Annotated in this window: 22 protein-coding genes; 10 read left to right on the forward strand and 12 right to left on the reverse strand. The window is 71.9% G+C overall.

Annotated features, from left to right (window positions below; translation table 11 throughout):
* Window positions 1-9: 9 nt before the first annotated feature.
* From ACFYO9_RS00845 to ACFYO9_RS00875, 7 genes are all read left to right on the forward strand, one after another.
* The gene (locus ACFYO9_RS00845; RefSeq protein ID WP_030787430.1) at window positions 10-423 is read left to right on the forward strand and encodes a roadblock/LC7 domain-containing protein; all 414 of its coding nucleotides are present in this window, start codon (window positions 10-12) and stop codon (window positions 421-423) included.
* Window positions 424-564: 141 nt separating this feature from the next.
* Window positions 565-966, forward strand: a complete 402-nt coding sequence (locus tag ACFYO9_RS00850) for a DUF742 domain-containing protein (RefSeq protein WP_055564453.1) — start codon at window positions 565-567, stop codon at window positions 964-966.
* Window positions 947-1,537 (forward strand): ATP/GTP-binding protein, encoded by a 591-nt coding sequence (locus tag ACFYO9_RS00855; RefSeq protein WP_355811597.1) that lies wholly within the window; start codon window positions 947-949, stop codon window positions 1,535-1,537. Before ACFYO9_RS00850 ends, ACFYO9_RS00855 begins: the two co-directional genes overlap by 20 nt.
* 339 nt (window positions 1,538-1,876) lie before the next feature.
* Window positions 1,877-5,044 carry a nitrate- and nitrite sensing domain-containing protein gene (locus ACFYO9_RS00860; RefSeq protein ID WP_358773982.1) on the forward strand — a complete coding sequence of 1,056 codons (3,168 nt, stop codon included), beginning with the start codon at window positions 1,877-1,879 and terminating at the stop codon, window positions 5,042-5,044.
* Between the two features lie 10 nt (window positions 5,045-5,054).
* Entirely contained in the window at window positions 5,055-5,468 is a 414-nt protein-coding gene (locus ACFYO9_RS00865) for a roadblock/LC7 domain-containing protein (protein WP_055564496.1), read from the forward strand.
* A 95-nt stretch (window positions 5,469-5,563) separates the two neighbouring features.
* Window positions 5,564-6,154: a DUF742 domain-containing protein gene (locus ACFYO9_RS00870; protein WP_358773983.1), complete on the forward strand. Its 591-nt coding sequence runs from the start codon at window positions 5,564-5,566 to the stop codon at window positions 6,152-6,154.
* The gene (locus tag ACFYO9_RS00875; protein ID WP_030361923.1) at window positions 6,135-6,719 is read left to right on the forward strand and encodes an ATP/GTP-binding protein; all 585 of its coding nucleotides are present in this window, start codon (window positions 6,135-6,137) and stop codon (window positions 6,717-6,719) included. The genes ACFYO9_RS00870 and ACFYO9_RS00875 overlap by 20 nt, the downstream gene beginning before the upstream one ends.
* A 63-nt stretch (window positions 6,720-6,782) precedes the next feature.
* On the opposite strand, the gene ACFYO9_RS00880 is transcribed toward ACFYO9_RS00875, so the two are convergent.
* Window positions 6,783-7,172 (reverse strand): tautomerase family protein, encoded by a 390-nt coding sequence (locus ACFYO9_RS00880; protein WP_358773985.1) that lies wholly within the window; start codon window positions 7,170-7,172, stop codon window positions 6,783-6,785.
* A 117-nt stretch (window positions 7,173-7,289) separates the two neighbouring features.
* Here ACFYO9_RS00880 and ACFYO9_RS00885 point away from each other — a divergent pair, with 117 nt between their 5' ends.
* Window positions 7,290-8,174 carry a LysR family transcriptional regulator gene (locus ACFYO9_RS00885; RefSeq protein ID WP_358773987.1) on the forward strand — a complete coding sequence of 295 codons (885 nt, stop codon included), beginning with the start codon at window positions 7,290-7,292 and terminating at the stop codon, window positions 8,172-8,174.
* Window positions 8,175-8,232: 58 nt separating this feature from the next.
* Here the strand turns inward: ACFYO9_RS00885 and ACFYO9_RS00890 are convergent, their stop codons facing one another.
* The 7 genes from ACFYO9_RS00890 to ACFYO9_RS00920 form a co-directional block, all read right to left on the reverse strand.
* The gene (locus tag ACFYO9_RS00890; protein ID WP_355811580.1) at window positions 8,233-8,427 is read right to left on the reverse strand and encodes an acyl-CoA carboxylase subunit epsilon; all 195 of its coding nucleotides are present in this window, start codon (window positions 8,425-8,427) and stop codon (window positions 8,233-8,235) included.
* Window positions 8,428-8,489: 62 nt separating this feature from the next.
* The gene (locus ACFYO9_RS00895) at window positions 8,490-10,082 is read right to left on the reverse strand and encodes an acyl-CoA carboxylase subunit beta (RefSeq protein WP_355811577.1); all 1,593 of its coding nucleotides are present in this window, start codon (window positions 10,080-10,082) and stop codon (window positions 8,490-8,492) included.
* 195 nt (window positions 10,083-10,277) lie between these two features.
* Entirely contained in the window at window positions 10,278-12,656 is a 2,379-nt protein-coding gene (locus tag ACFYO9_RS00900; RefSeq protein WP_358773988.1) for a polysaccharide lyase 8 family protein, read from the reverse strand.
* Between the two features lie 163 nt (window positions 12,657-12,819).
* Window positions 12,820-13,665 carry an ABC transporter permease gene (locus ACFYO9_RS00905; RefSeq protein ID WP_358773990.1) on the reverse strand — a complete coding sequence of 282 codons (846 nt, stop codon included), beginning with the start codon at window positions 13,663-13,665 and terminating at the stop codon, window positions 12,820-12,822.
* A gap of 61 nt (window positions 13,666-13,726) precedes the next feature.
* A complete protein-coding gene (locus ACFYO9_RS00910) occupies window positions 13,727-14,704 on the reverse strand; it encodes an ATP-binding cassette domain-containing protein (RefSeq protein WP_358774132.1) in 978 nt (325 codons plus the stop codon).
* A gap of 212 nt (window positions 14,705-14,916) precedes the next feature.
* A complete protein-coding gene (locus tag ACFYO9_RS00915) occupies window positions 14,917-15,765 on the reverse strand; it encodes a DUF4097 family beta strand repeat-containing protein (protein WP_358773992.1) in 849 nt (282 codons plus the stop codon).
* A gap of 161 nt (window positions 15,766-15,926) precedes the next feature.
* On the reverse strand, window positions 15,927-16,478 hold the full coding sequence (locus tag ACFYO9_RS00920; RefSeq protein WP_358773994.1) for a hypothetical protein: 552 nt from the start codon (window positions 16,476-16,478) through the stop codon (window positions 15,927-15,929).
* 278 nt (window positions 16,479-16,756) lie between these two features.
* Here ACFYO9_RS00920 and ACFYO9_RS00925 point away from each other — a divergent pair, with 278 nt between their 5' ends.
* Complete coding sequence (locus ACFYO9_RS00925; RefSeq protein ID WP_358774134.1) at window positions 16,757-17,386, forward strand: YceI family protein; 630 nt, start codon at window positions 16,757-16,759, stop codon at window positions 17,384-17,386.
* Window positions 17,387-17,413: 27 nt separating this feature from the next.
* Window positions 17,414-17,992, forward strand: coding sequence for a hypothetical protein (locus ACFYO9_RS00930; protein ID WP_355811565.1), 579 nt, complete (start codon window positions 17,414-17,416; stop codon window positions 17,990-17,992).
* Window positions 17,993-17,996: 4 nt separating this feature from the next.
* Here the strand turns inward: ACFYO9_RS00930 and ACFYO9_RS00935 are convergent, their stop codons facing one another.
* From ACFYO9_RS00935 to ACFYO9_RS00950, 4 genes are all read right to left on the reverse strand, one after another.
* On the reverse strand, window positions 17,997-18,887 hold the full coding sequence (locus tag ACFYO9_RS00935) for an alpha/beta hydrolase (RefSeq protein WP_358773996.1): 891 nt from the start codon (window positions 18,885-18,887) through the stop codon (window positions 17,997-17,999).
* A gap of 138 nt (window positions 18,888-19,025) precedes the next feature.
* Entirely contained in the window at window positions 19,026-20,411 is a 1,386-nt protein-coding gene (locus ACFYO9_RS00940; protein WP_355811560.1) for a hypothetical protein, read from the reverse strand.
* Window positions 20,412-20,459: 48 nt separating this feature from the next.
* Window positions 20,460-22,064, reverse strand: coding sequence for a citramalate synthase (gene cimA, locus ACFYO9_RS00945; protein ID WP_355811557.1), 1,605 nt, complete (start codon window positions 22,062-22,064; stop codon window positions 20,460-20,462).
* A gap of 321 nt (window positions 22,065-22,385) precedes the next feature.
* Window positions 22,386-22,988: a TetR/AcrR family transcriptional regulator gene (locus ACFYO9_RS00950; RefSeq protein WP_355811554.1), complete on the reverse strand. Its 603-nt coding sequence runs from the start codon at window positions 22,986-22,988 to the stop codon at window positions 22,386-22,388.

The raw sequence follows: 22,988 nt of genomic DNA on the forward strand, positions 1-22,988 counted from the left end.
TTGAGTCCGATGAGCCAGGCGGCACAGAATCTGAACTGGTTGATCACCAACTTCGTGGACAACACCCCCGGGGTGTCCCACACGGTCGTGGTCTCCGCCGACGGCCTCCTTCTGGCCATGTCCGAGGGGTTCCCGCGCGACCGGGCCGACCAGCTCGCCGCGGTCGCCTCCGGGCTGACCTCGCTGACCGCGGGCGCCTCCCGGATCTTCGAGGGCGGCACCGTCACCCAGACCGTGGTGGAGATGGAGCGGGGGTTCCTCTTCATCATGTCCGTCTCCGACGGCTCGTCCCTCGCGGTGCTCGCGCACCCCGAGTGCGACATCGGCCTGGTCGGGTACGAGATGGCCCTCCTCGTCGACCGCGCGGGCGCCGTCCTCACCCCGGACCTCCGCGCCGAGCTGCAGGGCAGCCTGCTCCACTAGCCCCGAGCACGCTCCGAAGCCTTACCCCTTCGGCCGCCCCACCGACCGAACGTACTGACCAACCGTCCGGCCGCCACACTGCCCCCACCGGCTCTGTCAGACGGCACACGCAGATGACCTGCTGTCCCGCCCGGAGGATCCATGACCCCGCCCACCGCCTCTCACAACCCGTACGGCGACGCCTCGTACGGAATGGAGGGCGACCAGCCGCTGGTGCGTCCGTACGCGATGACCGGCGGCCGGACCCGGCCCCGCTACCAGCTCGCCATCGAGGCGCTGGTGAGCACCACGGCCGACCCGGCCCAGCTGATGGGGCTGCTCCCCGAGCACCAGCGGATCTGCCACCTGTGCCGTGAGGTCAAGTCGGTGGCCGAGGTCTCGGCGCTGCTGTCGATGCCGCTCGGGGTGGCCCGGATCCTGGTGGCGGACCTGGCCGAGGCCGGGCTCGTCGCCATCCACCAGCCCGGCGGCGACGAGAACGCCGGCGGCCAGCCTGACGTGACACTGCTCGAAAGGGTGCTCAGTGGACTTCGCAAGCTCTAGCGACACGAGCTCGGACGCCGTCCGTTCCACCACCTCCGCGAAGATCGTGGTGGCGGGTGGCTTCGGCGTGGGCAAGACCACGTTCGTCGGGGCGGTCTCCGAGATCAACCCGCTGCGCACCGAGGCCGTCATGACGTCCGCGTCCGCGGGCATCGACGACCTGACCCACACCGGGGACAAGACGACGACCACCGTCGCCATGGACTTCGGCCGCATCACCCTGGACCAGGACCTGATCCTGTACCTCTTCGGTACGCCGGGTCAGGACCGTTTCTGGTTCATGTGGGACGACCTCGTGCGCGGCGCGATCGGCGCGGTCGTGCTCGTGGACACCCGTCGTCTCGCCGACTGCTTCCCGGCCGTCGACTACTTCGAGAACTCCGGGCTGCCCTTCGTCATCGCCCTCAACGGCTTCGACGGCCACCAGCCGTACACGCCCGAAGAAGTGCGCGAGGCGCTGCAGATCGGGGACGGCACTCCGATCATCACGACCGACGCGCGACACCGTGCGGACGCAAAGAGTGGCCTGATCACTTTGGTGGAACACGCACTTATGGCACGCCTCAAGTAGGCAGGTCAGTACGGCAGTTGCCGTAGTCCGTACGGAGTGATCTGTGTCCTTTGACACGGCCGCGCGCCGTGTTCATAACGTTTCGACAGAGAATTGCCGGGTGACCGCCACGCGTCGCGGTCATCTGGTGTCGCTGTGCTCACAGGAGCCCCGCCTTTTGGCGGGGCTCGCTCTTTATGACCGATTTATCTGAGGCTTACACCACTCGGGACTTCCGCTTCCCAGTGTTTGGTGCAGCAGGCTCTGACGTGCTGGAATGCGCTGAACTGCCCAGTAGCACGGGCCTTGGAGACGACAGCGGCACGATGTGAGTGCCGCCGCCGAGAGGTTGTTGGTCGAGTGAGGCGAAGCAAGCCGAGCCCCGCGGCATCCCCCACGGGGGACACCCGGGGCAACTTCACCCCGCCGCCGCGCACAGCGGCGTCCCCCGCCGACATGGCCGCCGCGCCAGGAAACGAGCCCCCGGCCGCCTCCGGTGGACGGATGTCCCCCCGCAACTGGCGTGTGCCGACCCGGCTGAACGCGATCCTGCTCATACCCGTGCTCGTCGGCCTGGTCATGGGCGGCTTCCAGGTGAAGGGCTCCATCGACACCTGGAGCGAGGCCCAGGACGCCGAGAACACCGCCCGCCTGGTGCGGGCGTCGCTGAACTACGGCAACCGTCTCATCGAGGAGCGCGACCTCTCCGCCGCCCCGCTGTTGAGCGGCAAGCGGAACGACCCGACCGTCGTCAAGGCGCGCAAGGCCACCGACCGGGCCGCCGCCGAGTTCAAGTCCGCCGCCTCGAACATGCCCGACAAGGAAGGCCTCAACCGCCGCCTCGAGGGCTTCCGCAAGGTCGAGCCGAAGCTCGGCCCGCTGCGCCAGGCCGCGTACACCACCAAGCTTCCCGGCGTGCAGACCGAAGAGGGCTACGTCGCCATCCAGCACCCGCTGATGGAGTTCGCCAACGAACTCGGTCTGGGCACCGGAAACATCACCAGCTACGGCCGGACCGTCTACGCGATCTCGCTCTCCAAGGCCGCGCTCTCGCTGGAGCGGTCCATCGGCACCCATCTGCTGGTCAAGCCGGGTCCCGGCACCGGCTCGCTGACACTGCAGCGCACCTCGCTCTCCTCGTACGCCTACCTGGAGCGCATCGCCATCGAGGAGTACACCGGTGGCGGCACCCCCCAGGACGTCGCCAAGCTGGAGGCCGCCAAGAAGGAGCTGACGGCCGCCGGCGAGAAGCAGGCCAAGGAGGCCGCCGCCCAGGCCAAGGCGCAGGGCAAGACCTTCGTCCCGCCGCCCTCGCAGGAGAAGATGGTCGCGGCCCTCGCCACCCTGCAGAGCACCCAGCCGAGCGCCCGTGTGGTGCTCGCCGGCAAGGGCGTCACGCGGCAGGCCTGGTGGGCCACCACCTCCGCCAAGTTCGACGCGTACCGCACCATCGAGTCGGACCTCGCCGACAAGGCCGTGGACGAGGCGTCCGACATCGCCGCCAACGCGCAGCGCAACGCCTACATCACCGGCGCCATCGTGGTCCTCGCGCTGCTCGCCGCGTTCATCCTGGCCGGGCTCATGGCCCGCCAGATGTCCAAGGCGATGCGCCAGCTGCGCACGGCCGCGTTCGGCATCGCCGAGCAGCGCCTGCCGATGCTGGTCGACCAGCTGTCGCGGACCGACCCGGGCCGGGTCGACACCCGGGTGCAGCCCATCCCGATCAACACCACGGACGAGATCGGCGAGGTCGCCCGCGCCTTCGACCAGGTGCACCGCGAGGCCGTCCGGCTCGCCGCCGAACAGGCGCTGCTCCGGGGCAACATCAACGCGATCTTCACCAACCTCTCGCGCCGCAACCAGTCGCTGATCGAGGGCCAGCTGACCCTCATCACCGACCTGGAGAACAACGAGGCCGACCCGGACCAGCTGGAGAGCCTCTTCCGCCTGGACCACCTGGCGACCCGTATGCGCCGCAACGGCGAGAACCTCCTGGTCCTCTCCGGTGAGGAGCCGGGCCGCCGCTGGGACCAGCCGGTCCCGCTGGTCGACGTGTTGCGCGCCGCCTCCTCCGAGGTGGAGCAGTACGAGCGCATCGAGCTGTCCGGCGTCCCGGAGGCCGAGATCCACGGCCTGGCCGTGACCGACCTCGTGCACCTGCTCGCCGAGCTCCTGGAGAACGCCACCACGTTCTCCTCGCCGCAGACCAAGGTCCGCGTCACCGCGACCCGGCTTCCCGACGGCCGCGTCATGGTCGAGATCCACGACAAGGGCATCGGCCTCACCGCCGAGGACTTCGCGGACATCAACCACAAGCTGGCCAACCCGCCGACCGTGGACGCCGCGATCTCCCAGCGCATGGGCCTGTTCGTGGTCGGCCGGCTCTCCGACCGGCACGGCATCCGCGTCCAGCTGCGCCCCTCGGGCGAGCAGGCGGGCACGACCTCGCTGGTCATGCTGCCGGACGCGATCACCCACGGTGGCGGTGGCGACCACGCGCCGCACGACAACGAGTTCACCGTCTCCTCGATCATCCCGGAGCAGCAGGCCCTGGAGGCCGAGCCGCTGCGCACCGCCGCCGAGCTCGGCTTCGACGACAGCCGCTACCACGGTGACGGCTCCGAGGCGCAGGCGGAGCTCGACCCGGTCGGCCGCTCGCTGATGCGCGAGGAGCGCCGGGCGGCCCTGGAGGCGCAGGCCCAGCAGCCCGGCGGCCACCGCCCGCTCTTCCGCGACGAGGTGGAGCCACGGCAGGGCGGCTACGAGCAGCAGGCCCCCGCGTACGACGAACGGCAGCAGGCCGGCTACGGCCAGGGGCAGGGTTACGACGACCAGCAGTACGCCCCCGGCCAGTACGGCGACACCCAGTACACGGACCCGCAGTACGCCGAGCAGCAGTACGGCGACCAGCAGTACGCCGACAACGGTTACCGCGACGAGCAGTACCACCCGGCCCAGCCGTCCCGGGACGGCGGCTACCAGGACCCCCAGATCGCCTATCCGGAGCGGTCCCGCCAGGACGACTGGCCCAGCACCGACGGCTATCAGCCCGAGTACGGCCAGGAAGCGGAATCTGCTGCACCGGGCCACGCGGCCGACGCCGACCGCGTAGGCTTCGACCGGCCGGGACCGACTCCCTCCGTGGTCCACGAGACGACCGACGCGGGTCTTCCCCGCCGGGGCTCCGCCGCCGCGAACGGGAACGGAAGCTCCCCCGCCGCGGGCGAGGGCCCGGGCGACTGGCGCTCGTCCAACGACGAGCGCTGGCAGCGCGCCGAGCGCCTCAAGGAGCCGAAGGCGGGCGGGGTCACCTCGTCCGGGCTCCCGCGGCGGGTGCCCAAGGCCAACCTGGTCGAGGGCACCGCGGAACAGACCCCACAGGGCGGCCCCCAGGTCTCCCGCGACCCCGAGGACGTACGGGGCAGGCTGAGCAACCTGCGCCGCGGCGTCCAGCGGGGACGCACCGCAGGCAGTGACACGAATGGCCAGGGCTTCAGCCCTGATAGCACCTACAACCAGGAGCGTTAGTGTGAGCCCGATGAGCCAGGCGGCACAGAACCTGAACTGGTTGATCACCAACTTCGTGGACAACACCCCCGGGGTGTCCCACACAGTGGTGGTCTCCGCCGACGGACTCCTTCTGGCGATGTCCGAAGGCTTCCCGCGCGACCGCGCCGACCAGCTCGCGGCCGTCGCCTCGGGTCTGACCTCGCTGACCGCCGGGGCCTCCCGGATCTTCGAGGGCGGCTCCGTGACCCAGACCGTTGTGGAGATGGAGAGAGGATTTCTCTTCATCATGTCCATTTCCGACGGCTCCTCGCTCGCCGTTCTCGCCCACCCGGATGCGGACATCGGTCTCGTTGGGTACGAAATGGCACTTCTTGTCGATCGCGCGGGCACGGTGCTCACGCCGGACCTGCGCGCCGAGCTCCAGGGGAGCCTTCTCAACTAACAGACGGACGGTGCGTTTTCGCGTTCCGGCCCCGTAAGGTTTCGGGACGCGGCTCCACAGTGATGGTGCCCGGCACAGTTGGAGGAGGAAGCAACGTGGCAACACCCCCAGACGGTTCGTCATCGGCGAACTGGTCCCCTGGTCACGGCCAGGGCGGCCAGCACGGCGGCGGTCCGAACAGGTACAACTTCCCCTCCACGCCGAGCCACCGCCGCCAGCCGTACGCGCAGCCCCAGCAGCCCGGACCGCGCCCGTACGACCAGGGCACTCCGGCGCACGCGCCCCGCATCCAGCCCGTGCAACCCCAGCGACGCGCCCCCGAGCCGGCGCCCGCGGGGTCGGCGAACAACCCCCTGGTGCGCCCGTACGCCATGACGGGCGGCCGCACCAGGCCCCGCTACCAGCTCGCCATCGAGGCGCTGGTGCACACCACCGCACAACCGCACCAGTTGCAGGGCCAGTTGCCCGAGCATCAGCGCATCTGCAACCTGTGCCGCGAGATCAAGTCAGTCGCCGAGATCTCGGCGCTGCTCTCCATCCCCCTCGGCGTCGCCCGGATCCTCGTAGCCGACCTGGCGGAGGCCGGACTTGTCGCCATCCATCAGCCCGGCGGCGACGAGTCCGCCGGCGGCCAGCCAGACGTGACACTGCTCGAAAGGGTGCTCAGTGGACTTCGCAAGCTCTAGCGGCGGAGCAACAGCCCGCTCCACCACCAGCGCGAAAATCGTGGTGGCGGGCGGCTTCGGCGTGGGCAAGACCACGTTCGTCGGGGCGGTCTCTGAGATCAACCCGCTGCGCACCGAGGCCGTCATGACGTCCGCGTCCGCGGGCATCGACGACCTGACCCACACCGGGGACAAGACCACCACGACGGTGGCCATGGACTTCGGCCGCATCACCCTGGACCAGGACCTCATCCTGTACCTCTTCGGTACGCCGGGTCAGGACCGTTTCTGGTTCATGTGGGACGACTTGGTCCGTGGCGCGATCGGCGCGGTCGTCCTGGTCGACACGCGGCGGCTCGCCGACTGCTTCCCCGCCGTGGACTACTTCGAGAACTCCGGGCTGCCCTTCGTCATCGCCCTCAACGGCTTCGACGGCCACCAGCCGTACACGCCGGACGAGGTGCGCGAGGCGCTGCAGATCGGCCCGGACACCCCGATCATCACGACCGACGCCCGCCACCGCGCGGACGCGAAGAGCGCGCTGATCACGCTGGTCGAGCACGCGCTGATGGCGCGGCTGCGATAGCGCCCGCCCCTTTCTTGCCCGTACGCGGATGTGGGCCCGCACGCCGCGGCGTGCGGGCCCCTGTCATGTCGCGCGGTAGTGGTCGAACTGGGTGACGCCCTGGTAGCCGTAGCTCTCGGGGTGCAGTTCGTGCAGGGCGACGCCGCCCCGGGCGAGCGGGCCGATGAGCTCCGTCAGGAAGGCGGAGGCCCCGGCGATGAAGGCCGCCTTCTGGGCCGCGCTGTTCGTGCCGGCGGTGATGCTGACCTCCAGGTGCACATCGCGGACGCCGTCGGTGAGGGGTTTTCCGGCCACGTAATGGCGGTCGGCGGGGACGAGGTCGAGGTGGACGATGGTCCGCTCGGCCGACTTGCCGAGCGCGGTGACGGCCAGGCGGGTCAGCCCCTCGGCGAGGTCGCGCCGGACGTCGGCGGGCAGGTCGGGGTCGGTGACGGTGGCCCTGATGTGGGGCATGGCTTCTCCTTGCGGTGTCTTTCTCGGGCCGCCCGGTCCGGCGGCCCGGAGCAACTCTCGCCCCGCCGGGCACCCTTGATCCAACACACGTCCGTCATGGAGGGATGAGGCCGTCTCATGACCGTGAACTTCCCGCAGCTCAGAGCGTTTCTCGCGGTGGTCGACGCGGGTGGCTTCAGCGCGGCCGCCGCCGAACTGGGCGTGACGCAGTCGGCGGTGTCGCACGCCGTGGCCTCCCTCGAACGCGAGCTGGCGGGACCGCTCCTGGTCCGCTCCGCCCCGGTGCGGACCACGGCGCTCGGCGAGCGGATCCTGCCGCACGCGCGCGGCGCGCTGTCGGCGGTCCGCTCCGTCGAACGCGTCGCGGCGGACGCCGCCGCCACCCTGACCGGCACGGTGCGCCTTGCCGCCACCCCGACGGTCGGCCAGGGCCTGCTGCCCGCCCTGCTGCGGCACTGGCGGGAGAGCACGCCCCAGGTGACGGTGCGGGTCTTCGAGGGCGAGAGCGCCGAGATCGCCGCGTGGCTGGAGAACGGCACCGCCGACGCCGCCGTACTGGTCGACCCGGAGCCGGGCCCCGGCACCCTGCTCACGGCCGACGGCTACCGCGCCCTGCTCCGCCGGGACCATCCGCTGGCGGGCGAGCGGGCCGTCGACATCCGCGATCTGGAGGACGACGACTTCCTGATATCGCCGGGCGGCTGCGAGGAGCGGGTCCGCGCGCTCCACGACCGGGCGGGCCTGCCGTTCGTCCCGGCGCACCGGGTCCGCGATCTGGCGACCCTGATCAGCATGGTGCAGGCGGGCGTCGGGGTGACGGTCCTGTCGGAGGTGTCCCGGCCGCTGCTGCCGGTGGATCTGGTGCTGCTGCCGGTGACGCCGCGGGTCTCGCGCCGCCTGGTCCTGAGCGGGCCACGGGGGCGTCTCTGGCACCCGGCCGTCCGGTCGCTGGCGGAGGCGGCCGCCGGCCACCTGGCGGGGGACGCCCGTACGCCGGTGTGACACGACAAGGCCCCCGCCCTCCCGAGGGGGAGCGGGGGCCTTGTCGGAGCCGTGTGGGTCAGCCCTGCCAGCTGTGCGGGGCGCGGAAGCCGGGGCTGCGCTCCAGGCGGCGCCAGCCGGCCTTGTCGCGGCCGCGGCGAGCGGCGGGGGCGGCCGGCTGGGCGGCGGCGCGCGCCAGCAGGATCGCGGTGATGGCCGCGACCTCCTCGGGCTCGGCGTGGCCCTTCTCGACGCGGATGTCGGGGGTGGTCATCTGCAGCGTTCTCCTTGTGGGCAACTGCGTGGGTTACTGCGGTGGTGGTGACCGGCCCGCCGCTACTGCGGGGGGTTGCCGTGCTTGCGCGAGGGCAGGTCGGCGTGCTTGTTGCGGAGCATCGCGAGCGACCGCACGAGGACCTCGCGGGTCTCGGCCGGGTCGATGACGTCGTCGACCAGGCCGCGCTCGGCGGCGTAGTACGGGTGCATGAGCTCGGCCTTGTACTCCTTGACCATGCGGGCCCGCATCGCCTCGGGGTCCTCGGCGGCGGCGATCTGCCGGCGGAAGATCACGTTGGCGGCCCCCTCGGCACCCATGACCGCGATCTCGTTGGTCGGCCAGGCGAACGTGAGGTCGGCGCCGATGGACTGGCTGTCCATGACGATGTACGCGCCGCCGTAGGCCTTGCGCAGGATCAGCGAGATCCGCGGGACCGTGGCGTTGCAGTACGCGTAGAGCAGCTTCGCGCCGTGCCGGATGATGCCGCCGTGCTCCTGGTCGACACCGGGCAGGAAGCCCGGGACGTCGAGGAGCGTGACGATCGGGATATTGAAAGCATCGCACATCTGCACGAAACGGGCGGCCTTCTCGGAGGCCTCGATGTCGAGGACACCGGCCAGCGCCTGCGGCTGGTTGGCGACGATGCCGACGACCTTGCCGTCCAGGCGGGCCAGGGCGCAGATGATGTTGCGCGCCCAGCGCTCGTGGACCTCCAGGAAGTCGCCGTCGTCGACGAGCTCCTCGATGACCTTGGCCATGTCGTACGGCCGGTTGCCGTCCGCGGGGACCAGGTCGAGCAGGACGTCGGAGCGGCGCTCCACCGGGTCCTCCGACTCGTGCGCCGGCGGGTTCTCCCGGTTGTTGGAGGGGAGCATCGAGATCAGGTAGCGGACCTCGGCGAGGCAGGTCTCCTCGTCGTCGTACGCGAAGTGGCACACGCCGGAGGTCTCGGCGTGCACGTCGGCGCCGCCCAGGCCGTTCTGGGTGATCTCCTCGCCGGTCACCGCGCGGACCACGTCGGGTCCGGTGATGAACATCTGCGAGGTGTCGCGGACCATGAACACGAAGTCGGTCAGCGCCGGCGAGTACGCCGCGCCGCCCGCGCACGGGCCGAGCATGACCGAGATCTGCGGGATGACGCCCGAGGCCTTGGTGTTGCGCTGGAAGATGCCGCCGTAGCCGGCGAGTGCCGAGACGCCCTCCTGGATACGGGCGCCCGCGCCGTCGTTGAGCGAGACCAGCGGGGCACCGGCCGCGATGGCCATGTCCATGATCTTGTGGATCTTGGTGGCGTGCGCCTCGCCGAGGGCACCGCCGAAGATCCGGAAGTCGTGCGCGTAGACGAAGACCGTGCGGCCCTCCACCGTGCCCCAGCCGGTGATGACACCGTCGGTGTACGGCTTCTTGGCCTCCAGGCCGAAGCCGGTGGCCCGGTGCCTGCGCAACTGCTCGACCTCGTTGAACGAGTCCGGGTCGAGGAGCAGTTCGATCCGCTCGCGTGCGGTCAGCTTGCCCTTGGCGTGCTGCGCCTCGGTCGCCTTCTCGCTCGGCCCGCGCAGCGCCTCGGCACGGATCTCGTGCAGTTCGGCCACGCGGCCGCGCGAGTCGGTGGGCTCGCCCCCGGGCGAAGCGGTCTCGTCCAAAACGGTCATGTAGCGACCTTACGGAGCGCCCCCGGGGAAACGGACCGTCGACTCCTCACAGTCTCCGGGCCGTTTTCCTGGCACCCCCGGACAGAAGAGGGCCGTCGTACTGAAGAAGTGACGGCTCAGCCCCTCCCCCGCTGTAGGAATTCCACAAAAGAACCCCTGCGGACGCGGTCCCGCACCGGCCCGGCCGCCCGGGAGTCACCTGAGAGTCACCTCACATCGGTGGCTGACACACGCGGTTCCCGGGGTGACGCGCAGCCGCAGCGACCCGCCGGTGCCGAGGACCTCCACCCCGGGGTCCTTAGCAACGACCCGGGAGACGGGTCGGTTCCAGGTGAATTCGAGCGGTTCTCCGGTGCGCGGGGGCTCGCTCATCCACACCGTGGCCCGCCCGCCCCGCCGCCGGATCAGCATGCTCGCGGGGGCGGTGACGCGCAGCGGTCCCGCCGCACCGGCCCGCCAGAAGTTGGCCGCGGTCAGGCCGAGCGAGTCGACGGTGACGGCCTGCGCCTCGGCGGAATTGGCGAGGACCGACAACCAGCTGCGGTCGGCCGCCCGGCCCGCGAGGCCGCGGCGCGAGGCCCCGGGCATCAGGAGATAGGCGTACGTGGCGTCGGCGGGGTCGGTGCCGTGGTCGAGCCAGAGGGTCTGCCAGCGCCGGGTCCGCCGCTCGGTGGAGCTGGTGGTGTTGATGTCGGACCAGGCGCCGGTGCGGTCCTCGCGCAGGGTGTGCAGCCCCCTCGCGCCGCCGGGGAAGACCCAGCCGCCGTGGCCTTCGAGGTGGGCCCAGCGGGGGCGCGGGCCCTCGTCGAGGGTGAAGCGGGCGTCACCGGCCTCGCCGAGGTTGCGGTTGTCGACGACGGTCTCGACGACCGTCCCGTCGTCGGCGGTGATCCCGGCGCCGAGGCAGATCACGGCGTCGGCGGCGCAGAACCAGGACTTGCGGGCCGTCAGCGTGGAGCCGAGCCCCTTCACGTGCTGCCCGAGCGCGGCGAACTCGCCGTCGGTGGCCCCGCCCACCCAGGTCACGGCGGGCCGGGCGGCGCCCCACTCGCCGCCCGCCCTGTCCGGCAGCCGCTTGGTGGAGACGGTCGTGCCGGGCAGCCGGTAGGGGTCGACGGTCGGCCAGAACCAGTCGGTGTACTGGTCGCCGCTCTCCCCCGCGGCCCACCAGGAGAGCATGCCGGCCCCGGTGTGCCAGCCGCGCGGGTTCTCGCCGTTGCCGCACTCGTAGTACGCGATCCGCTCCGAGGCCATCGAGAGCTGCGCGGTGAAGCCGGGGCGCCGGTGCACGGCACGGTCCATGGCGGCGAACAGCCGGTGCTCCACCGGCTCCGGCGCCGCCCGCACACCGGAGTCCGCGACCGCGTGCAGCCGCGCCAGGTCGGCGACCCCGAACTGCCGCGCGGCGAGGATCGGGGTGACGGTGTCCCGCTCGATCCAGCCCTTGATGCGGCCGTGCCAGCGCTCCCGCTCGGCGGCGCTCGCCCCGCCCGCGAGCAGGGCGATGGCGGCGATCAGTCCCTGGCCGTGGAAGTGGTCGCTGCGCATGATCCCGCGGTCGTCGCTCTTGAGGTAACCGCGGCTGACGGCACGGCCGTTGACGCCGTCCATCACCAGTCCGTCGAGGATCAGCGGCGCGTACGCGCGTTCCACGCTGTCCAGGATGATCTGCTTCCCGGGGTCGGTGACGGCCCAGGTCGACCCGGCGAGCAGCGCGAAGAGCCGGCCGAGACCGTCGAGCATGACCTGCCCGTACGTTCCCGAGTACGCGATCCAGGTGTGCTGGACGAACGAGCCGTCCCGGTAGAGGCCGTCGCCCTTGGTGACGTAGGGGAAGACCGGCGAGAGCGCGTCCCGGGCGAGGGCGACCTTGGCCGGGGACCTGCCGAGGATGCCGCGCAGGACGACGGAGCGGCACAGGTCGACGCGGTTGGCGCCGGTCGACGTGCCGGTGTAGGCGCCGAGTTCGGAGTCGGGGATGAAGTGGTCGACGGCGGCGCAGGCCTTGGCCCTGCGTTCTGCGCCGAGCTCGTCGTGCAGCGCCGCCACGATGTCCATGAGCAGGCGCGGGGAGCCGATCTGCCACTCCCACCAGTTGCCGTAGCGGGTGGCGCCGGGGTGGTAGACGGTGGCCGCCAGGTGGTCGACGCCGCGCAGCACGTCGGCGAGGAGCCCGGCGTCGCCCGTCGATCCGGTGCCCTCGCAGACGTAGGCCTGGGCCATCGTCCACAGCCTGCTGTAGCTCAAGGTGATGCCGGCCGGCGGGTCGAACGGGGCGTCGGGCCACAGGGACGCGGCGGCCGGGGCCATCGCCGAGCGCGCGGCGCGGGCGAGGTCACCGGTCTCCTTCAGGCGGGTCGCGTACGGCTCGGTGGCGGGGTCGTAGCCGGTGCCGAGGGAGATCTCCAGCCAGCGCGCACGCAGGACGGTGAACTCGTCGTCCCCTTCGGCGGCGTGCCCTTCGGCGGCGTGCCCTTCGGCGGCGTGCGCGGGGGCCGGTAGGTGCAGCAAGGCCGCGGCTCCACTCGTACCGAAAGCGGTTGCGGCGAGAAAAGCGCGGCGGGTAGGCGTCATGCGACAGGGGTGTACCAGCGTTCAGAAAGCGCTGTCTATACCTTTGACAGCGCGTCCCTAAAGAAGACATGAACCGGACGCGGAGAACCGCGCGACCGGCCGAAGCCGTTCGCGCGGTTTCGGCCGGTCGCGGTGGAGCGCCCAGCGCCCTCCCCCCTGCGCCCTACCGCTTGGCGCCCCGCCGGAAGAGCGCACGCGACCACAGGAACCCGAGTACGGCGATCGCGACGCCCCAACCCACCGCCAGCGGGCCGAACTTGCCGATCTCGGAGCCGGTCAGCAGGCCGCGCAGGGTCTCCGTGAAGGCGGTGTACGGCTGCCACTCGGCGAAGTGGTGCAGCCAGCCCGGCATCGAGTCCAGCGGCACGAACACGCTGCTGAGGAAGGGCAGCAGGAAGGAGAAGGGCAGGGCGACGCTGCTGGCCGCTTCCGGTGCCTTCACCAGTTGGCCGAGCGCGACCGCGAGCCAGGTGAGGGCCAGCGACATGAGGCCCAGGAGCCCGAAGGCCGCGGCCCACTCGACGGGTCCTGCGCCGGAGCGGAAGCCCACGAGGAGGGCGACCCCGATGACCAGGACGACGCTGAGCAGGATCTGGATGACGGCGCCGACCGCGCGGCCGGTGAGGATCGACGAGCCGTTGATCGGCATCGTACGGAAGCGGGCCACGATGCCCTCGGTCATGTCGATGCTGACGCCGACCGTGGTGGGCAGCACACCGGCGCCGACGGCCATCAGCAGGATGCCGGGGACGAGGTAGGAGAGGTAGTCGCCGGACGACCCGGCGCCCATGCCGGCCGACATCGTGCCGCCGAAGACGTAGTTGAAGAGCAGCAGCATGACGATGGGCATGCTCACCAGGCTGATCGTCATGGCCGGGTAGCGGCGGGCGTGCATGAGGTTGCGCCGCAGCATGGTCCGGGAGTTGCGCAGCGCGGAGGTGGGCGCGGGGCCGGTGCCGTCGGGGTGCGGGAGGGCCGTGGCGGCCGGAGTGGTGGTCACGGTGCTCATCGGGTCGTCGCTTTCTCGTGGTCGGGGCGGCCGGTCGGGTGCGCGTGGTCGGGGCGGCGGGTCATGGGCGGGGCGCGTGGTCGGGGCGGCCGGTCACGGCGAAGAAGACGTCGTCCAGGTCCGGGGTGTCGACGCCGAGTCCCTCGACCTCGATCCCGGCGGCGTCGACCCGGTCGAGCACCGCCTTCACGGACTTGAGGCTGCCGTCACTGGGGACCTGCAGGGTCAGGGCGTCCTCGTCACCGGTCCCGGTGCCGAGCAGCCGCGCGGCCTTCTCCAGGGCGTCGGGGCCGGCGAAGCGCAACTGGACGTGGCCGCCGGGGACGAGGCGCTTGAGCTCCGCGGGGGCGCCCTGGGCGACCAGCCTGCCGCCGTTCAACACCGCGATGCGGTCGGCGAGTTGATCGGCCTCGTCCAGGTACTGCGTGGTGAGGAAGATGGTGACGCCGTCGGTGACGAGTCCGCGCACGATCTCCCACATGGTGTGCCGGCTGCGCGGGTCGAGGCCGACGGTCGGCTCGTCGAGGAAGATGATCCGCGGGCTGCCGACCAGGGTCATCGCGATGTCGAGCCGGCGCCGCATGCCGCCGGAGTACGTCGACGCGGGCCGCCGCGCCGCCTCGACGAGGTCGAACCGCTCCAGGAGGCCGGCGGCGAGCCGCCGCGCGGGGCGCCGGCCGAAGCCGTACAGGTCGGCGATGAGGAGCAGGTTCTCCTCGCCGGTCAGGAGGTTGTCGACCGCGGAGAACTGGCCGGTGACGCCGATCGCGGCGCGCACCTTCGCGGGCTCGCGGGCCAGGTCGTGCCCCGCGATCCTGACCTCTCCCGCGTCGGGGCGGATCAGGGTCGACAGGATCTGCACGGCGGTGGTCTTGCCGGCGCCGTTGGGGCCGAGCAGGGAGAAGACGGTTCCCCGGGGGATGTCGAGGTCGATGCCGTCGAGGACGGTCTTCTCGCCGAAGGACTTGCGCAGGCCGGTGGCGGTGATCGCGGCAGGGGACGGCTGCGGCCGGGACCGCGTCGGCGTCTGGCGGGGCATGTGGGGCGCATGGGGCATGTGGGGCGTGCTCATGTCCGTTCCTTTCGGGGCGGGAGCGGGCGGCGGGCGCGGGCGGGCGCGGCCGCCCGGTTCCGGGCAGCGCTGACATCGGACACCAGTTCGAAACGAAGTTCCGGGTCGGTGGCCGGCGCAGAGGAGGGAGGGAGGGAGAAGGGGTGGGAGTAAGGAGAGGCGAGGCTGGAGGCGTGCGGTCAGGCGCGGTGGACCGTGATGTCGCCGAAGCCCGAGCGGGCCCGCAGCTTGAGGGTGTCCGTGGCGTCGGCGGGCGCCTGCGACGTGCCCGCCTTCTCCAGCGACTGGCGGACGACGCCACCCCCGGTCCGTACGTCGAGCCAGGCGGCCGTGCCCTCGCGGATGCCGACGTCGATCTTGCCCGCGGCCGTCTCCAACTCGGTGCTGCCGCGCACCAGTTCGCCGACCTGGATGGAGCCGCACGCGGTCTTCACGGAGACGTCGGCGGCCGCGCGGTCGACGGTGACGGAACCGTTGGACGTCTTCACCGTGACGTCGCCCCCGATGTCGCCGAGGCCGACGGGACCGTTGGAGTTCTTGGCGACGGCCCCGCCCCGGATCTCGCCGAGCCGGATCTCGCCGGACCCGGTGGCGGCGTGGGCCGCCCCGCCCGCGTACCCGATCCGCACGTCACCGAAGCCGGTGGTGGCCCTGACCCCGGCGACCCGCTCGACCTGCACGTCACCGGCGGAGGTCTTGAACTCGCTCTCGCCGAGCGCGCCTTCGGCGGTGATGTGCCCCATGGTGGACGTGGCCCGCACCTCGGAGCCGGCCGGCAGCGCGATGTCCACGTCGACGGACGAGCCCTTGCCGAACAGGGAGCGTTCCTTGGGCCCCTTGACCAGCAGCTTGCCGTGGGAGTACTCGACGCGGGTGCGCTCGGCCGCCCTGACGTCCGCGTCGCGGGACGCGCTGCTGGGGCGTACGTCGACGACGGTGTCCGTGCGGTCCCCGGCCACGATCCGGAGGGTGCCGACCTCGATCGTGACGGTGGCGGAGATGGGCTTCGGAGTGTCGAAAGCAGGCATGACTGTCCCGTCCTGAGGGCTCGTCGAGCCCCGGAGGCTCGATGGATGGAGGTGGGGGCGGCGGTGCGGTGCGGTACGTACGGTGCCGTGCGGGGCGTGAGGGATGCGCGGGCCTGAGGGACGTGCGGGCCCGAGAGACGCGCGGGCCGGGTGGGCCCGCGTCAGCGCACCCAGCCGGTGAAGCGGTTGTCGGCGCTCCACGACCCGTGGTGGCCCGACTTCGCCTCCGCCGGCGCCTCGGGTCGATCCACCGCTCCGGAGACCGCGCGGACGAGCCAGGCGTTGACCGAGAGGCCGTCCCGGTTCGCGGCCTCCTCCACGCGGGACTTCACGTGCGCCGGCAACCGGAGGTTGATCCGGGCGGTGCCTCCGTCCTCCGCGGCGTCGGGCGCGGCGGGCGGCGGGGGCGGCACCTGCTGGGCCCGCATGAGGGCCGCGTACTCGGCCTGGGCGTCGAACGCCTCGGCCGCGGGCGGCGGTGTCACCACGAACTCGGGGTCGAGCCCGCGCAGCCGTACGTCGACCGAGCCGGGCGCGAGATCGACGGTGATCTCGTCCGCGGCGGCGGAGAGCGCGTTCAGCAGGGTGAGGCGGGCGGCCGACTCCAGCGGGGCGGTGAGGCGCTCGGCCAGCGCGCGGGCCTCGTCCCCGCCGGCTTCGGCGGCCACCGCGAGCTCGTGGCGGAGCTGGTCGACGTACTGCGTGAGGTTCATGACGCCATGGTGGCACCACTTTGGCGCCACGACAAGTGCCAATGCGCCCAGAAGTTGCCAGCGCCGCCCACCCCGGCGCCATCTCCGCAGGCCAGGCCGCATGGCACAGCGTTTGGCGCCACAATGGCACCACCCCGCAAAGGCGATGGCGTCACACACGGATCCCACGAAAGACACGCCACCTTAGAGGTTGAACATTGAACCGAATAGCGCTACATTCAATCTCGTTGAACTTTCAACAGCAGCTCCCCTCGGAGCTCGTCCCCAAGGAGCACGTCATGGGTCTCTTCGGCCGCAAGAACGACACCGACACCGTTACCGCCACCCCCACCACCTCCGCCGCCCCCGCCGCGGTCACCCCGGAGCTCGCCGCGCTGACCGGTGACTACACGATCGACCCCGCGCACTCGACGATCGGCTTCGTCGCGCGGCACGCCATGGTCACCAACGTGAAGGGCTCTTTCCTCGACTTCACCGGCGCCCTGCACCTGGACGGCACCGACCCGTCCCGTTCGACGGCGACCCTCGACGTGACGATGCAGAGCATCGACACGGGCAACGCGGACCGCGACGGGCACCTGAAGAGCGCGGACTTCTTCAAGACCGACGAGTTCCCGGAGATGACCTTCCGCTCCACCAAGACGGAGGCCCTGGGCGGCGACGACTACCGCGTCACCGGCGACCTGACGATCCTGGGCACCACGAAGCCGCTCTCCATCGACCTGGAGTTCAACGGCTCGGCCAAGGACCCGTTCGGCAACGAGCGCGTCGGCTTCGAGGGCAAGGCGGAGATCCTGCGCTCGGAGTGGGGCCTCACGTGGAACGCCGCGCTGGAGACCGGTGGCGTGCTCGTCTCCGACAAGATCAAGCTGAACTTCGACATCTCGGCGATCAAGGCCGGCGCCTGAGCCTCTGGTGCGCGCTACGGTTTCGCCGTGCCCGAGTTCATACAGCAACTGCCCGCTCTCCTGGGCGTGGTCATCGGTGCGGTCGGCTCCTACGTGGCGATCACGCGGGGCGACCGCATCCGGTTCCGCCGCGAGCAGGCGGCGCGCTGGGAGGAGCGGCGGCTCGCCGTCTACACCGAGTACGCCCGGGTCCTGAAGCAGACGGTCACCCTCACCTACCGCGTCGCCGCCCACCTCGGCAACGACCCGCACCCCCATCCCCTCACCCCCGAAGAGGCGGTGCCGCACTTCACTCAGGCCGCCGATGCGCGGGACCCCGCCGGGGAGGCGCTGCTGATGCTCGGCGCGCCGGACGTGGTCGACGAGGGGCGGGCGTGGGTCCTCACGGTGATCGCCATGGAGCGCTTCCTGCGCGAGGACACGCACGATCCCGAGGCCTGGACGGCCCTCCTCGAACGGCAGCGGACCGCGCGTGGGGCGTATTACGCGGCGGCCCGGCGGGACTTGGCGTTGCCGCCGGGGCACTCGGGACGGTGGCCGGTGACTCCCCCGCCCACGACGCCCCCGCCCGCCACGCAACCGTCCGCCCCCTCCCCGGGGCAGTGAACGCTCACCGCCCGTTCAGGGTGTGCCCCAGGATCGCCTCGGTCAGCGGCCCGTGCACCGACGGCGGCAGCGAGTGGCCCATGCCCGGGATCTCCACGAGCCGTGCGCCCGCGATGACTTGGGCGAGGTGCTGGGGGTGCGGGAGCGGGAAGACGGGCTCCGCGGTGGCGGAGACGACGAGCGTGGGGACCTGGGTGCGGGCGAGTTCCGCGGTGCGCAGCATCCCCGAGTCGTCGGCCCTGCCGTGCGCGGCGGAGTCCAGGTAGCTGCCCGCGTGCGCGATGATGCCGCGCTCCAGCTCCCTGAAGTACGCGGCGTCGAACGGGAGTTGGTCGCCGCTCAGCCGTCGCCAGTGCTCGACGCGGCGGTCCAGTTCGGCCTCGGGGCCGTGGTCCTCGACCGGCTGCGACCACATCTCCACGATCTCCGGCGCGATGCCGGGCAGCTCCGCGACGGGCACCGACGTGCCGTCCGGGCGTACGTACGGCGTCTCGCTCAGCGCGCACGTGCCCATCAGGGTCGCGCTCAGCACCCGCTCGGGCCGGTCCGCCAGCACCAGTTGGGTGAGCATGCCGCCCAGGGACAGGCCGACGAGGTGGGCGCGTTCGACCCCCAGGGCGTCCAGGACCGTCACCGCGTCGCGCGCCAGGTCGGTGACGGCGTAGGGGTGCTCGTCGAAGGACCGGGTCGAGCGGCCCGTGTCGCGGTGGTCGTAGCGGATGACGTGGTGGTGGGCGGCGAGCGCGTCCACCAGCGGTTCGGGCCAGCCGAGCCCGGAGGCCTGGGCCCCCATGACGAGCAGCAGGGCGGGGGCGTCGGGCGCTCCCCGGCGCTCGGTCCACAGCCGCACGCCCGGTGCGACCTCGACGTACTGCTCCTGAACCCGTTCCGGCATGGGACACCCCTCTCGTGAGCGCCGCGGCGACCCGACAGCGTGAGACGGTACGGCGGCCAACGGCGTGAGACGGTACGTATCGTCTCGCATCCTCGACGCCCGGTCAAGCGGTGTCGCGCGCCCGGAACCCGCCCCCGGCTAGAACCCTCCCCCGCCCCCGAAGTCGCCGCCCCCGCCGAAGTCCCCGCCACCCCCGAAGTCGCCCCCGCCACCGAAATCGCCGCCGCCGAAGTCGCCCGGGTCGAAGTCGGCGCCGGAGAAGTCACCGCCGTCGTAGCCGCCGCCGAAGTCGCCGTACCCGGAGCCGTAGTCCGCCGCGTAGGCCGGGGACGCCATCATGCCGCCGAGCATCGTGCCGACCAGCAGGCCCGGCAGCAGGCCGCCGCCGAAGTAGCCGCCCGCCCAGGGCCCGTAGGCCGGGCCCGCCTCCCAGTACGGCCGGCGCTCGCCGGAGTCCGTGACCACGTGCCGGGTCGCCGGGTCCTCGCCGTCCGCCAGGCGCGCCGCGTCCGCCGCGCACACCGGGACCGAGCGCTCGGGACCGCCCGGCGGCGCCCAGGCCACGTCCTCGACCGAGGGGCCGTGCCGCGGGTCGAAGAAGCAGGGGGCGCGCCGCTCCGGCAGCTCGCGGCCCTCGCGCCGGGCGGCGAGCAGGGCCAGCGAGAAGCGCCCGTCCTCCAGGGCCTGGGTGACGGCGCGGACGTCCTCGGGGCCGGTCGCCGCGGCCATGTACGACTTCGCCTTCTCGTACGCGTCGAGCGCGCGCTCGTAGTCCGCGCGCATCGCGTCGTCCGCGCCCGCCTCCGCGGGGTGGAAGTCCAGGCGGTCCAGCTCCTCGCCGAACGCGGTGATGTCCTCGTCGACGACGACGGACAGCTTCCGCAGCGCCTCGCGCCGGCTCTCCTCGTGCCGCCGCTTCTTGCGCCGGATGACCGCGTACGCGCCGCCGGCCCCGGCGACGACCACCACGCCGACGCCGATCAGGGCGCCCGCCGAGACCCCGTCGCCCGCGCCGCCGCCCCAGGAGCGCGGGGCCTTGCCGCCCGCCTGCGCCAGGGCCTGGCGGACGAAGTGGTCGAGCTGGGTGGGCGTGTCCTCGCCCTGGACGAGGGAGACGAGGTTGTTGACGGCGTTGCCGGACAGCACCGAACGGTCGGCCTTCGCGTCGAAGCCGCCGCCGAGCCGGACCGCGTACACCCCGGTCACGCCGGTCTCCGTGCGCAGCCGCCGGAAGATGTCCTGTTGCGGGAAGTCGTCCGGGAGCACCGCGACGAACACCGGCTTGTCCGCCTTCTTGATCCGCTCGGCGAGCGCGCCGGCCTGCGCCTCGGAGAGCTGGTCCGAGGCGGCGGGGTCCACGTACACCGGACTCTTCTCCCAGGCGTCGGCGACCACCGACGCACTGGAGGCGTCCGGCGCCGCGGTGACCGCCGGCGCCCCGGGCGCCGCCGTGAAGGACACGGCCCCCAGGGCGAGCAGCAGCCCCGAAAGTCCGACGGTGATCCGCTTCGCCCGATTCCTCATACTTCGAACGTAACCCAGCGGGGACGCGGACGGAGGTTCGAACCCGGGTTACTCGACGGGCTCGACGCCGGCCCGCAGCAGGCCGAAGGTGTACGCGTCCTCCAGGGCGCCCCACGAGGCGGCGATGACGTTCTCCGCGACACCGACGGTCGACCACTCGCCGACGCCGTCGGTCGTGGAGATCAGAACGCGCGTGGTGGAGGACGTGCCGTGCTTGCCCTCCAGGATGCGGACCTTGTAGTCGACGAGCTCCAACTTGGCGAGCTGCGGGTAGATCCGCTCCAGGCCGACCCGCAGCGCCCGGTCGAGGGCGTTGACCGGGCCGTTGCCCTCGGCGGTGGCGACGATGCGCTCGCCCTTGGCCCACAGCTTCACGGTGGCCTCGTTGGCGTGCGTGCCGTCGGGGCGGTCCTCGACGATGGCCCGCCAGGACTCCACGCGGAAGTAGCGCCGTGCGCGGCCCTCGGCCTCCTCGCGGAGCAGCAGTTCGAAGGAGGCGTCGGCGGCCTCGTACGTGTACCCCTGGAGCTCGCGCTCCTTGACCCGCTCCACGACCCGGCCGATCAGCGCGCGGTCGTTGCCGAGGTCGACGCCGAGTTCCTTGCCCTTGAGCTCGATGGAGGCGCGGCCCGCCATGTCGGAGACGAGCATCCGGATGCGGTTGCCGACGAGGTCGGGGTCGATGTGCTGGTACAGGTCCGGGTCGACCTTGATCGCGGAGGCGTGCAGACCGGCCTTGTGCGCGAAGGCGGAGACGCCGACGTAGGGCTGGTGGGTCGAGGGGGTCAGGTTCACGACCTCGGCGATGGCGTGCGAGACCCGGGTCATCTCGCGCAGCGAGCCCTCGGGCAGGACCTGCTTGCCGTACTTGAGCTCCAGGGCGGCGACGACGGGGAAGAGGTTGGCGTTGCCGACCCGCTCGCCGTAGCCGTTGGCGGTGCACTGCACGTGGGTGGCGCCCGCGTCGACGGCGGCGAGGGTGTTGGCGACGGCGCAGCCGGTGTCGTCCTGGGCGTGGATGCCGAGCCGGGCGCCGGTGTCGGCGGCCACGGTGGCCACGACGGCCTGGACCTGGGCGGGGAGCATGCCGCCGTTGGTGTCGCAGAGCACGACGACGTCGGCGCCCGCCTCGGCGGCGGCCCGTACGACGGCCTTCGCGTACTCGGGGTTGGCGCGGTAGCCGTCGAAGAAGTGCTCGCAGTCGACGAAGACGCGGCGGCCCTGGGCGACCAGGTGGGAGACGGTGTCGCGGACCATCGCGACGTTCTCGTCGAGGGTGGTGCGCAGGGCCAGTTCGACGTGCCGGTCGTGGGACTTGGCGACGAGGGTGATGACGGGGGCGCCGGACGCGAGGAGGGCGGCCACCTGCGGGTCGTCGGCCGCCTTGGCGCCTGCGCGGCGGGTGGCGCCGAAGGCGACGAGCTGGGCGTGCCGGAAGGTGATCTCCTGCTGGGCCCGCGCGAAGAACTCGGTGTCGCGCGGGTTGGCGCCGGGCCAGCCGCCCTCGATGAACCCCACGCCGAAGTCGTCCAGGTGCCGCGCGATGGTCAGCTTGTCCGCGACGGTGAGGTTGATGCCCTCGCGCTGCGCGCCGTCGCGCAGGGTGGTGTCGAAGACGTGGAAGGAATCGTCGGGTGCGCTGGTTTCCGTCATGCTGATCTGGCTCCTGTGTCGGATCTCGGTCTACCGGAATGACCGGCTCCACCACCCCCAATGATCCCTCGCGCTCCGTGCCCGGCTGCAGTTGGGCCGGGAAACGAGAAAACCCCTCGCGGGTGCGAGAGGTCTGCGCGCGGGTCGAGGCGACGGTGTCCGCCCGTACGTGATGGGTACGAGGCGGTCACTGCGGACCGGCGCGCCTGCTGCCAATAATCATGGCGAACGAGAGCACGGGGGCAGCTTGCCACGGTTTCGGCTCCGCGCGGGACGCCGTCTCACGATACGGGCGGCGCCGGACGGCGTGTCCGCCCGGCGTCAGGCCGCGAGCGCCCCGTCCAGGAATTCCCGTACGTGCGCGATGACGTGCTCGCGCCCCGTCCCCCGCAGCCCGATCGCCACGTGGATGGAGAACCCGTCGAGCAGCGCCCGGAGCCGGGAGGCGAAGCGGTCGGGGTCGACCGGCCCGAACTCGCCGCGCGAGACGCCCTCGGCGAGCAGCGCCACCAGGTCGCGGTGCCAGGCGCCCTCGATCGCCGCCTGGCGGTCGCGGCCGTCCTCGTCGGCGCCCAGGGAGCGGTTCCAGACCTCCAGCCAGAGCGTCCAGTGCGGGTCGCCCGCCGCGTCCGGGACGTACAGCTCGACGTAGGCGTCGAGGCGGGCGCGCGCCGTGCCGGGGCGGGCGAGGAGCCGGCCGCGTTCGGCGCCGAGCCGGCCCTCGCTCCACTCCAGGGTGCGAAGGAGCAGCTCGTCCTTGGTGCCGAAGTAGTAGAGGAGGTGCCCGGAGCTCATGCCGACCTCGCGGCCGAGCGCGGCCATGGTCAGCTTCTCCAGGCCGCGCTCGGCGATCATCTCCATCGCGACGGTCAGTACGTCCTCACGCGGTGGTGCGTTCTTCCGCGCGCGGACTTGACCGGCCAT

Source organism: Streptomyces sp. NPDC005863, assembly GCF_042871345.1.
GTDB lineage: Bacteria > Actinomycetota > Actinomycetes > Streptomycetales > Streptomycetaceae > Streptomyces.